The following is a 16,388-nucleotide window of genomic DNA, read 5'->3' as shown; positions in this document are numbered from 1 at the left end:
CGAGCCGAGCCCGCCCGCCCCGCCCCAGATCAGCACGGGGTCGCCGGGCTTGACGGTGTTGCCCTCCCAACCCAGGAGCTGCCGGTAGGCGGTCGGCCCGGTGAGCATGAAGCAGGCCGCCTCCTCCCACGTCAGGTCTTTGGGCTTGGGGTGGCACTGGTAGTCGTCGACGCGGCAGAACTGGGCGAAGGAGCCGTAGTTGCTCTCGTAGCCCCACGCGGTCGCCCCGGCCGAGACGATGTAGTCGGTGCCGAGCCGGATGTCCTCGGCGGTCTCGTCCCACTGGCCGCCGGAGACCACGACGTGATCACCCACGGAGACGTTCTTCACGCCGTCGCCGACCGCCCACACCACACCGGAGGCCTCGGAGCCGCCGACGTGGAAGTCCTCGGTCTGACCGGCTGCCTGACGCATCTTGATCACGTCGATCGGCATGCCCAGCGCGGCCCACACGTTGTTGTAGTTGATCCCCGCGGCCATCACGTAGACCAGCACCTGTCCCCTGCCGACCGCCGGCGTGGGGATGACCTCGGTGCGGAAGGCCTGCTTCGGCGGCCCGAAGCGGTCCTGGCGGATCACCGACGCGTACATCGTCTCGGGCACCTCGCCGAGCGGAGGCACCTCGCCGAGCTCGTAGAGCGACTTCGTCATGGCTTGCTCCTAGGTGGTGTGCGGGGTGAGCCAGGTCTGGACCGCCTCAGCGGTGGTGCCCGCGTGGTCTTCCAACATCGTGTAGTGGTTTCCTGGCACCTCAACGGTTTCCAGGACGTGCTCGGGCGGCGCGGCCCTGCCGTCGCCCTCCGCGCAGTCGCGCAACGTGGCCTCGCCCGCGCGCACGAGCAGCGTCGGCGCCTGGATCTCCGGCACCTCCCACTCCTGGAGCAGGCGTTCGTAGCCGCCCATCGCGGTGAGCTGTTCACCGCCCGCAGTCATGAACTCCAGTCGCACCGCCTGCTCGTTGGCCATCGCGCCCAGCACGGTGAGGTTCACGGGAGCCTTGCGGGAGAAGCTGTCCACCATCACCACAGCGCGCGGCTTGACGCCCATGTCCTCCAGGTGGGCGGCGACGCCGTGGGCGATCCAGCCGCCGGAGGAGTAGCCCAGCAGCACGATCGGCTTGTCCCCGGCGCACTCCAGCACCGTCTCGGCGTGCAGCCTCAGCAGTGCGTCCATTGTGGACGGAAGAAGCTCTCCCTCGCCGAAGCCGGGGTGCGGCAGCGCCCACACGTCCCGCTCGCCCCGGAAGGTGGCGGCGAACCGCGCGTACTGGTGCGCGCCCGCCGGGACCACGTACGGCGTGAAGCAGATCAGCGCGTCCCCGTCGCCCTGCGAGAACCGCACGGGTTCCGGTCGCGCGTCGAGCTTCGCGGGGTCGTCGAAGGTCGACCGGAACGCGGCGGCCTGCATGAGCATTCCCATGGCGGCCATGACTTCGCCGCGCTCGGTAGCCCGCTGGTAGAGCTGCACGAGCATGTCGGTCGGCCGCTCCGTCGGCGTGCTCTCGCCGAGCAGCGATCGCAGGTGCGCGGCGAGCTTGGCGGGCGTCGGGTGGTCGAACGCGAGCCCGGCGGGCAGGTTGACCCCGATCGCCGTGGATAGCCGCTTGCGCAGGTCGATCGCGGTCAGCGAGTCGAAGCCCAGCTCCAGGAACGGTTGCGCGGCTTGGACGTCCTCGGCCGAGGCGTAGCCCAGCACCACGGCGCTCTGCGCGCGGACCAGCTCCAGCAGCCGCTGTTCCTGCTCCTCCGGTGAGAGCCCGGCCAGCTCGCTGGTGATCGTCGCTTCTCCGGTCGGCGCTTCTTCCTCCACTGTGGACAGTTCGCGAACCTCCGGCAGCTCGGAGAGCAGCGGGCTCGGGCGGCCCACGGTGAACGCCGGGTGGAAGCGCGTCCAGTCGATCGGGGCCACGGTCAGCGCGGTCTCCCCGTGCTCAACGGCTTGGCGCAGCGCCTTGATCGCGAGTTCCGGAGCCATCGCGCCGAGCCCGCGCTTCTCGCCGCGCTCGCGGACCGCGTCGTCGACCATGCCGCCGCCGTCCCAACCACCCCAGGCGATCGAGGTGGCAGTGCGGCCGCGAGCCCGGCGCCACTGCGCGAGCCCGTCCAGGAACGCGTTGGCCGCGGCGTAGGAGGCCTGGCCACCGCTGCCCCACACCCCGGCTCCAGAGGCGAAGAGCACGAAGGCATCGAGTTCGGTGTCCGCCAACAGGTCGTCGAGGTTGATCGCGCCGGTGACCTTGGACGCGGCGGCTTCGGCGAACTCCGCGAAGTCGGCCTGCGACAGCAACGAGGACCGCGCGGTGCCCGCCGCGTGCAGCACGGCGTTGACCGGGTTCTCCGCGAGCAGCTTCGCCAGGGCGAGCTTGTCGGCGATGTCGCACGCGGCGATCGTCACCTTGACACCGGTTTTCTCCAGCTCCGCCTTGAGTTCTGGTGCGCCGGGCGCGTCCAAGCCACGGCGGCTTGTCAGCACCAGGTGCTCGACCCCGGCGCCAGCCAGCCAGGTGGCGAGATGCCTGCCGACCCCGCCCGTGCCGCCGGTGATCAGCACCGTGCCGCGCGGTGTCCACTCGCCGGTCGCAGTGGTTCCCGCGCGGACCATGCGGCGCGCGAACATCCCGGACTCACGGACGGCGAGTTGGTCCTCTGTGGACTGTCCGATCACCTGCGCGAGGCGGCGCAGCACCCGCTCGTCCGGAACGGCGGGAAGGTCGACCAGGCCGCCCCAGCGCGCGGAGTGCTCCAGCGCGGCGACTCGCCCGAAGCCCCACAGCTGCGTCTGCGTCGGGTTGAACACCGCGTCGGAGCGGCCGATCGAGACCGCGCCCCGCGTCGCGCACCACAGCGGCGCGCTCACGTCGAGATCGCCCAGCGCCTGCACCAACACCAGCGACAAGGCCAACCCGGTCGACAACGTCGGGTGCTCGGGGTGCTGTCCTTCGGCGAGGCCCAGCAGGGAGAGCACGCGCGCGGGCTGCTGCCCGCCGATAGCTTCGGCCAGCTTCGCGGCTGCTTCCTGTCGGTCTGCTTCGAGGGGCAGCTCGACAGTGGTCATGTTCGGGACGACCCAGTCCTGGTCCGCCCCAGCGGGCACGACCACGAGCACGGGCTCGGTGATCACGGCCAGGTCGTCCTCGGGCACGGGCCGCCAGGCGATGCGGTAGCGCCAATCGTCCATTGTGGACTTCTGGCGGCTCTGCTTGCGCCACGCGGACAGCAATGGCAGGACCGGCTTGATCAGCTCCTCGTCGCCGCCCACCGCCGACGCCAGGCCCTGGAGGTCATCTCCCTCCACCAGGCTCCAGAACTCCGCCGACGCGGGGTCGGTCTCCACGGGGGCGGCGTTCTCCAGCCAGTAGCGCTGGCGTTGGAAGGGGTAGGTCGGCAGATCAACCGCGACCGCTCCGGGCGTGACCGCCGCCCAGTCCACGCGCACGCCGTTGACGTGCAGATCGGCCGCCGACAACAGGAATCGGCGCAGGCCACCCTCGTCGCGGCGCAGCGAGCCACCGACGACCACAGTGCTCCCGGCGTCGTCCGCGATCTCCTGCACGGCGCTGACCAGCAGCGGGTGCGAGCTCGACTCGACGAACGCGCCGAAGCCGTCCTCCAGCAGCTTGCGCACGGTTGGCTCGAACAGCACGCTCTCGCGGGCGTTGCGGTACCAGTACTGGGCGTTCAGCTCCGTCGTGTCGATCCGATCACCGGTCACCGTGGAGTAGAACGGGATGTCCGAGGCGAGCGGGGAGACCGGGGCCAGGGCCTCCAGCAGTTCCTCGCGCAGCACCTCGATCTGCGCGGAGTGCCCGGCGCCGTTGGCACCGCGTACCTTGCGGGCCCGGAACCCATCCGCCTTCAGCTCCGTGAGCAGCTCGTCCACCGCCTCGGGCGAACCGGATACCGTGAGGGCCGCAGGCCCGTTGATCGCGGCGACGGAGAGCTGGTCACCGAAGCGTTCGAGCCGCCTGGCGATCTCGTCGGCCGGGGAGGCGACAGCGAGCATGGCACCCTTGCCCACCAGCTTCATCAGCGACCTGATGCGCAGCGCCACGATCCGCGCCGCGTCCTCCAGGCTCAGCGCCCCGGCGAAGTGCGCGGCGGCGACCTCGCCCTGCGAGTGGCCGATGACAGCGGCGGGCGTCACGCCGTGCGAGCGCCACAGCTCGGCCAGCGACACCATCACCGTGAACAGCACCGGCTGCGCGATGTCGACGCGGTCCAGGTCAGGCACGCCGGGCTCAGCGCGCAGCACGTCGAGCACCGACCAGTCCACGTAGGGCTTGAAGGCTTCGGCGCAGGCGTGGGCCTTGGCCGCGAAGACCGGCGAGGTCTCCAGCAGCTCCTTGGCCATCTCCGCCCACTGCGACCCGTGACCGGGGAAGACGAAGGCGACCTTGCCCGGCGAGGACGCGAAGCCCTGCACCAGGTTGCCAGCGGGCTCCTTCTCCCCCAACGCGGCGAGCCCGCGCAGCAGCTCCTCGCGGTCCCCGCCCACCACGACCGCGCGGTTGTCGAAGGCGGTCCGCTTGGTGACCAGCGAGAACGCGATGTCCGCGATGTCGATCTCCGGGTTCGAGTCCACAAAGGACTGAATCCGTCGAGCCTGAGCGCTGAGTGCCCCGGTCGACTTGCCCGAGACCAGCCAGGCGACGTTCTGCTCCGGGCGCTCCACCGTCGTAAGGACCGGCGTCTCCTGCGCCTGCTCGATGATCACATGCGCGTTGGTGCCGCTCATACCAAAGGAAGAGACACCGGCGCGGCGCGGACGGTCGACCTCCGGCCACTCCACGGCCTCGGTCAGCACGCGCACGTTGCCCGCCGACCAATCGATGCTGGTCGAAGGCTCGTCCACGTGCAGAGTCTTCGGCAGCACACCGTTGCGGATGGCCATGACCATCTTGATCACACCACCAACACCCGCGGCACCCTGCGTGTGCCCGATGTTGGACTTGAGGCTTCCGATGTGCAGGGGCTGTTCGCGGTCGCGACCGTAGGTGGCCAGAAGTGCTTGCGCCTCAATGGGGTCGCCGAGCTGCGTGCCGGTGCCGTGCGCTTCGACAGCGTCCACTTCGGACGGTTGCAGGCCCCCGTTGGCCAGCGCCTGGCGGATCACCCGGCGCTGCGCGGCTCCGCTCGGCGCGGTCAGGCCGTTGGAGGCGCCGTCCGAGTTGACCGCGCTGCTCCGCACGATCGCGAGCACCTGGTGACCGTTGCGGCGAGCGTCGGACAGTCGCTCGACGAGGATCATGCCCACGCCCTCGGCGAAACCGGTGCCGTCCGCGGAGTCAGCGAAGGCCTTGCAGCGGCCGTCCACCGCGAGCGCGCGCTGCTTGCTGGAGGTGGTGAACGCGGACGGGCTGGACATGACCATCACACCGCCCGCGAGCGCGAGATCGCACTCACCCTTGCGCAGCGCTTGTGCGGCAAGGTGAATCGCCACCAGCGACGCCGAGCACGCGGTATCGACTGTGACCGAGGGCCCTTGCAGCCCGAAGGTGTAGGAGATCCGGCCGGAGAGCACGCTCGCGGTGTTACCGGTGGGCAGGTAGCCCTCAACGCCCTCGGGGACGGTGATCGGGCGGCCGACGTAGTCCTGGTAACCGTTGCCGACGAAGACGCCGGTCTCACTGCCGCGCACGGTTTCCGGCTGCACTCCGGCCCGCTCGAAGGTCTCCCACGCGGTCTCCAGGAGCAGCCGCTGCTGCGGGTCCATCGCGATCGCCTCGCGCGGGCTGATCCCGAAGAACGCCGAGTCGAACTCGGGCGCGTCGTGCAGGAAGCCGCCCTGCGTGGTGTACGTGGTGCCGCTGTGCTCGGGATCGGGGTGGTAGAGCCCTTCCAGGTCCCAGCCGCGGTTGCCGGGGAACTCCGAGATCGCGTCGGCACCGGAGCGCACCAGCTCCCACAGCTCCTCCGGCGACCGCACTCCGCCCGGGTAGCGGCAGGCCATGCCCACGATCGCGATCGGCTCGTCATCAGTGATCACCGAGGACACCTCGGCGTCCTGGACCGCCCCGGCACCAGTGAGTTCGGCACGCAGGTGGGTCGCGAGGTCGTTCGCGGTCGGGTGATCGAACACAAGCGTCGGCGGCAGCGCGAGCCCGGTCTCGGCGTTGATCCGGTTGCGCAGTTCGACGGCGGTCAGCGAGTCGAACCCGAGTTCCTTGAACCGCAGCCCGGCTTCGACCGCGCCGACCCCCGTGTGTCCGAGCACCGAGGCGGCGTGCGCGCGGACGAGGTCGACCAAGACGGCGGTCTGGTCGTCCTCCGAGAGCCCGGCGAGGCGCGTGACCAGCGCCGAAGCCCCCGCACCGAGCCCCGTCGGCGCGTCAGCGGTCAGTGCCGCCCGCACCTCGGGGAGATCTCCGAGCAGCGGGCTCGGGCGGCTGAGCGTGAACGGCCCGATGAACCGCTCCCAGTCCACCTCGGCCACGGTCACCGCGGTCTCGTCGCGGTCGAGCGCGCGCCGCAGCGCGGTGATCGCGGATGCGGCTGGCATCGCCGTCAAACCCCTGCGGCGCAAGCGTTCTTCGTCATCGCCGTCGGCCACCATGCCGCCGTCGGCCCACGGCCCCCACGCGATCGCGGTCGCCGTCAGCCCACGTGCGCGCCGCTGCCGCGCGAGCCCGTCCAGGAACGCGTTGCCCGCCGCGTACGCCGCCTGCCCGCCGCTGCCCCACACTCCGGCGATCGAGGAGAACAGCACGAACGCGTCGAGTTCCTTGTCTCCCAAAAGCTCGTCGAGGTGCACCGCGCCGTCGACCTTCGCGGCCAGCGCGTTGGTGAACGCGGCGGTGCTCGTCTCGGCGAGCAGACCGGAGTCCGCAACCCCCGCCGTATGCACAACGGCGTTCACATCGTGCTCGTCCAGCAGGGCTCGCACGGCGTCGCGATCGGCCACGTCGCAGGCTGCGACCGTGACGCGCGCGCCGAGGTTTTCCAGCTCTGCCGTGAGTTCCAATGCTCCCGGCGCGTCGGGTCCACGACGGCTGGTCAAGATCAGGTGCTCAGCTCCCGCGCTCGCCAGCCACTTCGCGACGTGCCCGCCGAGGGCTCCCGTGCCGCCAGTGATCAGGACGGTGCCGCGCGGGGTCCACTCGCGAGCTGCGCGCCGTGCGGGCGCGTGGGCCAGCCTGCGGCCGAAGATCCCCGAGGCGCGGACGGCAAGTTGGTCCTCCGTGGACTGTCCGAGGACTTCCGCCAGCCGCTGCGCGATGCGGGCATCCAGGACTTCCGGCAGGTCAACCAGGCCGCCCCAGCGCGCGGGGTGCTCCAGCGCGGCAGTGCGGCCGAAGCCCCACAGCTGCGTCTGCTCGGGGTTGCGCACCTGGTCGACGCTGTCCACCGCGACCGCGCCCGTCGTGGCACACCACAGCGGCGCTTCGACCTCAGCGTCGCCCAGGGCCTGGGTCAGCACCAGCGCGCCCACGGTGTCCACCAGTGCAAGGACTCCGTCGACCGCGCCAGTCAGCTTCGCCGCGAGGTCTTCCCGCGTTGTGACCCGGATCGTGGTGAAACCGAGTTCCTTTGCCAGCAGTGCGGAGCGCTCGTCCTCTTCGGTGACCGCGAGCAGCCAGTTCCCACTGAGCCCGGCGGAGACGAGCCCGGTCAACGGCTTCCACGTCTCGCGGTAGGTCCAAGTGTCCACTTCGGACTGTCCGTGCCGCAGCCTCCGCCAAGCGGCCAGGCCCGGCAGGACCGTGCTCAGGTGATCGGCAGGCACATCAAGGGTGGTGGCCAGCGACTCCAGGTCCTCGCGCTCCACGACGTCCCAGAACTCCGCGTCCACCGGGTCGGCCGCCGGGGCGCTCGGCGCGAGCCAGAACCGCTCGTGCTGGAACGCGTAGGTCGGCAGGTCGATCGTGCGCCCACCGTTCAGGACGGTCTTCCAGTCCACCGGCACGCCGTGCCCGTGCAGCTGGCCGAGCGCCGTCATGATCGCCTGCGGCTCGACACGGTCCGCGCGCAGCACCGGCACCGCCACTGCGTCGTCCACGCAGCCCTGCACCATGGCGGAGAGCACACCACCAGGCCCGACCTCGACAAACCGCGTCACGCCCTGCGCTCGCAGCGCCTGCACACCGTCCGCGAACCGAACCGAGTCCCGCACATGCCGAACCCAGTACTCAACGGAATAGCGTTCCACCAAGGACCCGGTCAGCGTCGACACGATCGGAATACCCGGCGCCCGGAACTCAATCCCACTGAGGACTGCGGCGAACTCCGCCAGCATCGGCTCCATCAACGGCGAGTGGAACGCGTGCGACACCTTCAACCGCGAGGTCTTCCGGTCCGAGAACTGCGCGACAACCCCGAGAACAGCCTCTTCCTCACCCGACAGCACAACCGAGGTCGGCCCATTGATCGCCGCGATCCCCACGCCATCCGTCAGCAGCGGCAGAACCTCCTCTTCGGAGGCCTGCACCGCCACCATCGCCCCACCAGACGGGAGCGCCTGCATCAACCGAGCCCGAGCCGAAACCAGCACCGCCGCATCCGGTAGCGACAACACCCCAGCCACATGCGCAGCCGCGATCTCGCCGATCGAATGCCCAGCAAGCACGTCCGGCCGAACACCCCACGACTCCAACAGGCGGAACAGGGCGACCTCAATGGCGAACAGAGCAGGCTGAGCGTTGCCCGTCTGATCCAGGTCAGGCGACTTGACGTCTACCGTCAAGTACTGGACGACCTCGGTAAAGGCATCCGCGAACACCGGGTACGCCTCGAAGAGCTCTTGGCCCATGCCGACGCGCTGAGACCCCTGGCCGGAGAACACGAACGCCGTCTTGCCACCCCCAGCACGGAGGATCGACTCGGAGCCCGCCACCACCCCGCGCAGCCCGGCGAGCAGTTCCGCACGGTCCTGGCCCACGACGGCGGTTCGGTAATCCAGCGCGGCCCGCGCGGTGGCCAGCGAGAACGCCACGTCCACGGGGTGCTGATCGTCCACAAAGGACAGCAAGCGCGAGGCCTGCGCACGCACTGCGGCGTCCGACTTCCCCGAAAGCACCCACGGCACGACCGCGTCACCAGGCTCGACCGCAGCCGCGGCGACGGGAGCTTCCTCGATGATCGTATGCGCATTGGTGCCGCTGATGCCGAAGGACGACACCGCCGCACGCCGAGGTTCACCGGTCGACGGCCAGTCCACCGCCTCGGTGAGCAGGCGAATGTTGCCCTCGGACCAGTCGACCTGCGAGGTCGGGGCGTCCACGTGCAGCGTCGGCGGGAGAACCCCGTGCCGCAGCGCCATCACCATCTTGATCACACCACCGACACCGGCGGCGGACTGGGTGTGCCCGATGTTGGACTTCAGCGACCCCAACAGCAACGGCTCGTCGCGGTCCTGCCCGTAGGTGGCCAGAAGTGCTTGCGCCTCAATGGGGTCGCCCAGGCGGGTTCCTGTGCCGTGCGCCTCCACGGCGTGCACCTGCGAGGGCTGGAGACCCGCGCTCGCGAGCGCCTGGCGGATCACGCGCTGCTGCGAAGGACCGTTCGGCGCGGTCAAGCCATTCGACGCGCCATCGGAGTTGATCGCCGAACCGCGCACGACCGCGAGCACGTTGTGCCCAAGGCGCTCAGCTTCGGAAAGCCGCTCGACGAGCAGCAGGCCGACGCCCTCGCCCCAACCGGTGCCGTCCGCGCCCTCGGCGAAGGACTTGCAGCGGCCGTCGACGGCGAGCCCGCGCTGGCGGCTGAACTCCACGAACATGCCGGGGCTGGCCATGACCGCGACACCACCGGCCAACGCCATGTCGCACTCGCCACCGCGCAGCGACTGGATCGCCATGTGCAGCGCCACCAACGACGACGAGCACGCCGTGTCAACGGTGATCGCGGGACCTTCGAGCCCGAAGGTGTACGCGACACGACCGGAAACCACGCTCGCCGCGCTGCCGGTCAGCAGGTGCCCGCCAACGTCCTCGGGCGCGTCCTGGACGCCCGCACCATAGCCGAGGTACGCCATGCCGACGAAGACGCCGGTCCGGCTCCCCCGCACGGAGCCGGGGTCGATTCCCGCGCGCTCAAAGGCTTCCCACGTGCCCTCAAGCAGCAACCGCTGCTGCGGGTCCATCGCGAGCGCTTCGCGGGGTGAGATCCCGAAGAACGCCGGGTCGAACTGCGCCGCGTCACCGAGGAAACCACCCTCGCGGGTGTAGCTCGTGCCCTTGCGCGCGGAGTCCGGGTCGAAGAGCCCGTCGACATCCCAACCGCGGTCCTCCGGGAAGCCGGAAACCCCGTCACCACCGGAGATCACCAGCTGCCACAGGTCTTCCGGGGACCGGATGCCGCCCGGGTAGCGGCAGCTCATGCCCACGATCGCGATCGGCTCGTCCACCGCGACCGCGGCTTGCACGGTCACCTCAGTCACCGCGCCGAGCAGTTCGGACAGCAGGAACCGCGCGAGCACCGTGGCGTTCGGGTAGTCGAAGACGAGCGTGGCGGGCAGACGCACCGACGTGGCCGCCTGCAAACGGTTTCGCAGCTCGACAGCGGTGAGCGAGTCGAAACCCATGTCCTTGAACGCCTGTCCAGCCGACACCGCGTCCGCTCCGCTGTGCCCCAGCACGGCCGCCGTCTCCGCTCGCACCACCTCAAGCACGAGGTCCGAGCGGTCGGACTCCGACAGCGCCGCCAGCCGCTGAGCAAGCCCGGAACCGACTACCGCGGCGGACTTCGCCGCTCGACGGGAAGCCCCGCGCACGAGCCCGCGCAGCAGCGGCGGCACGGTCGGCGCCTGCCGCAGATCGCCGAAGTCCAGCATCATCGGGACCAGCACAGCGTCGTCCACAGTGGACGCGAGGCCGAACAGCTCCACACCGTCCTCATTGGACAGTGGAACGAACCCGCCCCTGCTTCGACCAGAGTCCACAGTGGACGCCATGCCGTTGGCCCAGACGCCCCAGGCCAGCGAGTGCGCGGTGAGCCCGTTCGCGCGCCGCTGAGCCGCGAGCGCGTCGAGCGCGCTGTTCGCGGCGGCGTAGTTGCCCTGCCCCGGCGTGCCGAAGATGCCCGAGGCGGAGGAGAACAGGACGAACATCGCGACGTCGCCGACGAGTTCGTGCAGGTGCAGCGCCGCGTCGACCTTCGGCCCGAGCACGGTGTCGACGCGCTCCGGCGTCAGCGCGGTGAGCACGCCGTCGTCCAGAACGCCCGCCGTGTGCACGACTCCGGTCAGCGGGTGCTGCGCGATCAACGCCGCGAGCGCGTCGCGGTCGGACACGTCGCAGGCCGCGATCGTCACGTCCGCGCCCAGCTCGGCCAGCTCATCCCGCAATGACGCGGCTCCGGGCGCGTCGATGCCGCGACGGCTGGTCAACAGCAAATTGCGGACGCCACGCTCGGTGACGAGGTGCTTGGCGACGAGCTGGCCGAGGCCACCGGTGCCGCCGGTGACCAGAACGGTGCCGTCGCGGTCGAGCTGCTTCGGCATTGTCAGCACGACCTTGCCGATGTGCTGCGCGCGCGACAGGTGCCGGAACGCCTCGGGCGCGCGGCGAATGTCCCAAGTGGACACTGGCGGCGGGGTAAGCACACCGCGCTCGAACAGCGCCAGCACCTCGGCCAGCATTTCGCCGATGCGCTCCGGCCCGGCCTCCATCAGGTCGAACGCCTGGTAGGCGACGCCGGGGTGGTCAGCCGCGACGACTTCGGGCGAGCGGACGTCGGTCTTGCCCATCTCCACGAACCGCCCGCCACGGGGCAGCAGGCGCAGCGACGCGTCGACGAACTCCCGCGCGAGCGAGTCCAGCACCACGTCCACGCCCGCGCCGGAGGTGACGCCGAGGAACTCCTGCTCGAAGTCCAAGGTCCGCGAGTTGGCGATGTGATCATCGGCGACGCCGAGCCCGCGCACGGTGTCGTGCTTGCCGAGGCTGGCCGTCGCGAAGACCTCAGCGCCGAGGTGCTTGGCCAGCTGCACGGCGGCGATGCCGACACCACCGGCGGCGGCGTGGATGAGCACGCGCTCGCCGGACTGGAGCCCCGCGAGGTCGATCAAGCTGTAGTACGCGGTCAGGTAGACGATCGGCGCGGCGGCGGCCTGCTCGAAGCTCCAGTGCTCCGGCTTCACCGCGATCATGCGACGGTCAGCGGTGGCCACCGGCCCGAAGGAACCGTGGAACAGGCCGAGCACCGCGTCGCCGACGTTGAGGTCGGTGACGCCTTCGCCCACCTCGACGACGACACCGGCGCCTTCGAGGCCCATCTGCCCGGGCTCGGGGTACATGCCCAGCGCGATCAGCACATCGCGGAAGTTCAGCCCGGCCGCGCGCACTTCAACGCGCACTTCACCGGCACCGAGCGGACGTTCCGCGTGCGGCGCGGGCGAGAGCGCGAGCGCGTCCAACGCGGACCCGCCGCTGGTCAGGCACCACGGCCGCGAGCCGGGCGGGGGAATCAGGCTGGCGCCACCGGAAGCGCGGGCCAGCCGGGGCACGAGCGCCTTGCCCTCGCGGAGCACGATCTGGTCCTCGCCGGTCGACAACGCCTCAGCGATGGCCGCCCGATCCGAGACGTCGGAGTCGAGCAGCACGAACCGGCCGGGGTTCTCGGCCTGCGCGGAGCGGATCAGGCCCCACACCGCCGCGCCCGCGAGGTCGGGCGACTCCACGTTGATCGCGGCGCGGGTCAGGAAGACGAGCTGCCCGCTGTCGGCGTCGTCGAGCCACGCTTGCGCGAGGGTGAGGGCGTGGTTGACCCGCTTGCGAATCCCGGTCGCGGAGTCCTCTGTGGACAGTGGCGCGATCTCGGCGACCACGAAGTCCTCGGGCGCGGTGGCGCCGGGCTCGACGGGAACCCAGTCGATCCGGTACAGCGATTCGGATAGCCGCCGGTCGTCAAGGCTGAGCGTGCGCATCGCCAGCGACTCGACGCGCGCGACCGGCGCTCCGGTCTCGTCGGCGAGCTCCAGTGTCACAGCGTCCTGGCCAGCCGTGGTCAACCGCGCTCGCACCGCCGTGGCGCCCGAGGCGTGCAGCGCGACCTGGCTCCACGAGAACGGCACCTGCGCGGGACCGTCCACAGTGGCTTCAGGCAACAGGGAAAGACCGTGCAGCACCGCGTCCAGCAGCGCGGGGTGCAGGCCGAACACCGCGGCGTCCTTGCCCGCGCCTTCGGGCAGGCGTACCTCGGCGTACACGTCGGAGCCGACGCGGTAGGCCGCGCTCAGCCCCTGGAACACCGGCCCGTAGCCGTAGCCCGAGCCGGTCAGCCGCTCGTAGAAGCCTTCCAGGTCAACGGCTTCGGCCCCGGCGGGCGGCCACTCCGACAGATCGAATCCGGGGTCAGCGGCGTTGGGCGCGAGGGAACCCACGGCGTGCAGCGACCACGGCTCGTCGGTGGCGGCGTCCTCGGCGCGGGAGTGGATGGTGATGTCACGGTGGCCGGACTCGTCGGCCTCGCTCACGGTCAGGCGGAGCTGGCGCGCACCGCGCTCCGGCAGCGCCATCGGCTCGGCGAGCGTCAGCTCTTCGACGGTCCCGCACCCGACCTCGTCACCAGCACGAACGGCCATCTCCACGAGGGCGGCGCCGGGCACGAGCACGCGGCCGTTCATGGCGTGATCAGCGAGCCACGGGTGGGTTCGCAGCGACACCCGGCCGGTCAGGACGTGGCCGGCTCCGGGCAGCGCGACGGCGGCGCTGAGCAGCGGGTGGTTCGCGGAGGCCAGGCCGAGCCCGGAGGCGTCGCCCGCCTGCACGGGGATGTCGAGCCAGTAGCGCTCGCGCTGGAAGGCGTAGGTGGGCAGGTCGATCTGCTTGGCGCCCGGGAAGAACGCGCTCCAGTCGACGGAGACGCCGTGCGCGTGCAGGCTGGCCAGCGCGGTGACCGCCGCCTCGGCCTCGCCGCGATCCGCGCGCAGCACCGGCACCGCGACGACGTCGTCCAGCACGCCCTGCACCATCGCGGAGAGCACGCCGCCGGGGCCGATCTCGACGAACGTGCGCACCTCCTCGGCGTGCATCGTCCGCACGCCGTCCGCAAAGCGAACCGAGTCCCGCACGTGCTGAACCCAGTACTCAACGGAATAGCGTTCCACCAAGGACCCGGTCAGCGTCGACACGATCGGAATCGCCGGAACCTGGAACTCGATCCCAACTAGGACTGCGGCGAACTCCTCCAGCATCGGCTCCATCAACGGCGAGTGGAACGCGTGCGACACCTTGAGCCGCGACGTCTTCCGGCCCTGCTCCGAGAAGATCGTCGCGGCCCTGGTGACGGCGTCCTCAGCTCCCGAGATCACCACGGACGTCGGGCCGTTGACCGCCGCGATCCCCACCTGGCCGGACAGGTGAGGAGTCACTTCTTCCTCGGTCGCCTGGATCGCGACCATGGCGCCGCCGGTCGGCAGCGCCTGCATCAACCGCGCCCGCGCATTGACCAGCGTCACCGCGTCCTCCAGCGACAGCGCGCCGGCCACGTGGGCGGCGGCGATCTCGCCGATCGAGTGCCCGGCGACGACGTCCGGCCGCACCCCCCACGACTCCAGCAGCCGGAACAGCGCCACTTCCAGCGCGAACAACGCGGGCTGCGCGTTCCCGGTCTGGTCCAGATCAGGCGACTTGACGTCCGCCGTCAGGTACTGGACGACCTCGGTAAAGGCGTCCGCGAACACCGGGTACGCCTCGAAGAGCTCCTGGCCCATGCCGACGCGCTGCGACCCCTGACCGGAGAACACGAAGCCCACGCGCCCGCCAACGCGGTGACCAGCCACGACCCGAGGAGCCGTCGAGCCATCGGCCAGCGTGCGCAAACCGTCCAGCAGCTCCTCGCGGGACGAGCCGATCACCACGGCTCGCGCCTCCAGAGCCGACCGCGTCGTCGCCAGGGAAAGCCCGATGTCAACGGAAGAATGTGTGTCCACAAAGGACAGAAGACGCGCGGCCTGGGCCCGGAGCGCGGCATCGGTGTGTCCGGAGAGCACCCACGGCAGCAAGGCCGGTTCGACGGCCTCAACCATCGTTTCAGCTTCAATCGCAGGCGCTTGTTCAACGATCACATGCGCATTGGTGCCAGAGACACCGAAGGACGAGACACCGGCACGACGCGGGCGGTCGACGGAAGGCCACGGCTGCGCCTCGGTGAGCAGCCGCACCGCTCCGGCGGACCAGTCCACATGGGACGAAGGCTGATCGACGTGCAGGGTCCGCGGCAGAACTCCGTTCCGGATAGCCATGATCATCTTGATCACACCGCCGACGCCCGCCGCGGCCTGGGCGTGGCCGATGTTGGACTTCAGCGAGCCCAGCCACAACGGCCGGTCGGCGGGGCGGTCCTGGCCGTAGGTGGCGATGAGCGCCTGCGCCTCGATGGGGTCGCCGAGGACGGTGCCGGTGCCGTGGCCCTCCACCGCGTCGACCTGGGCGGGTGAGAGACCGGCGTTGGTGAGGGCCTGCTTGATCACGCGCTGCTGGGAGGGACCGTTCGGCGCGGTCAGGCCGTTGGAGGCACCATCGGAGTTGATCGCGGTGGAGCGGATGACGGCGAGGACGTTGTGCCCGTTGCGCTGCGCGTCGGAAAGCCGCTCCAGCACGAGCATTCCGACGCCCTCGGACCATCCGGTGCCGTCCGCGGCGTCAGCGAAGGCCTTGCAGCGGCCGTCCGCAGCGAGCCCGCGCTGGCGTGCGAACTCCGCGAAGGCAGTAGAAGTCGCCATGACCATCACGCCACCGGCGAGCGCCATCGTGCACTCGTGCTGCCGCAGCGCCTGCGCGGCCAGGTGCAGCGCCACCAGCGAGGACGAACACGCGGTGTCGACGGTGACGGTCGGGCCTTCCAGGCCAAACGTGTAGGCCAGCCTGCCCGAGAGCACGCTGGCCGAGTTCCCTGTCCCGAGGTAGCCGTCGGAGTCCGTGGCCACGCTCAACGCTTGGGTGGCGTAGTCCTGGTACCCGGAACCAACGAACACCCCGGTTCGACTGCCGCGCAAGGAGACCGGATCGATGCCCGCTCGCTCAACGGTTTCCCACGCGGTCTCCAGCAGCAGCCGCTGCTGCGGGTCCATGGAAATGGCTTCGCGCGGGGAGATCCCGAAGAAACCGGGGTCGAACTCCCCCGCGTCGTAGAGGAATCCGCCGTGCCGGGTGTAGCACTTGCCGGGGGTGCCGGGGTCGGGGTGGTAGAGGTCCTCGTCCCAACCCCGGTCACCGGGGAACTCGCCGATCGCGTCGGTGCCGTCAGCGACGAGCCGCCACAGGTCCTCCGGGGAACGGACCCCGCCGGGGTACCGGCAGCCCATCCCCACGACGGCGATGGGCTCCTGGTCCTTCTCCTCGACCTCCTTGAGCCTGCCGCGGGCCTGGCGCAGGTCCGCGGTCACGCGCTTCAGGTACTCAAGGAGCCGTTCCTCGTTGCTGCTCATCCACGCCACCCGTCCCTCGGCCT

General features: G+C 70.5%; 2 protein-coding genes. Both read right to left on the bottom strand.

All coding sequences use genetic code 11. The annotated features are described in order from the left end of the window. Nucleotides 1–651 (bottom strand): alcohol dehydrogenase catalytic domain-containing protein (locus CCN37_RS22735; protein ID WP_168200805.1); only part of this gene is annotated, 651 nt, incomplete at its 3' end. 9 nt (nt 652–660) lie between these two features. Next, nucleotides 661–16,365 (bottom strand): type I polyketide synthase, encoded by a 15,705-nt coding sequence (locus CCN37_RS22730; protein ID WP_086824405.1) that lies wholly within the window; start codon nt 16,363–16,365, stop codon nt 661–663. Nucleotides 16,366–16,388: the final 23 nt, after the last annotated feature.

The sequence above is a fragment of the Allokutzneria sp. NRRL B-24872 genome (genome assembly GCF_002155965.1).
Lineage (GTDB): Bacteria > Actinomycetota > Actinomycetes > Mycobacteriales > Pseudonocardiaceae > Allokutzneria.
This window is presented reverse-complemented; position numbering and strand designations above follow the sequence as displayed.

Coding starts and splice junctions, on each gene's coding strand:
- CCN37_RS22730 (WP_086824405.1), bottom strand. CDS start 16,365: ATGAGCAGCAACGAGGAACGGCTCCTTGAGTACCTGAAGCGCGTGACC.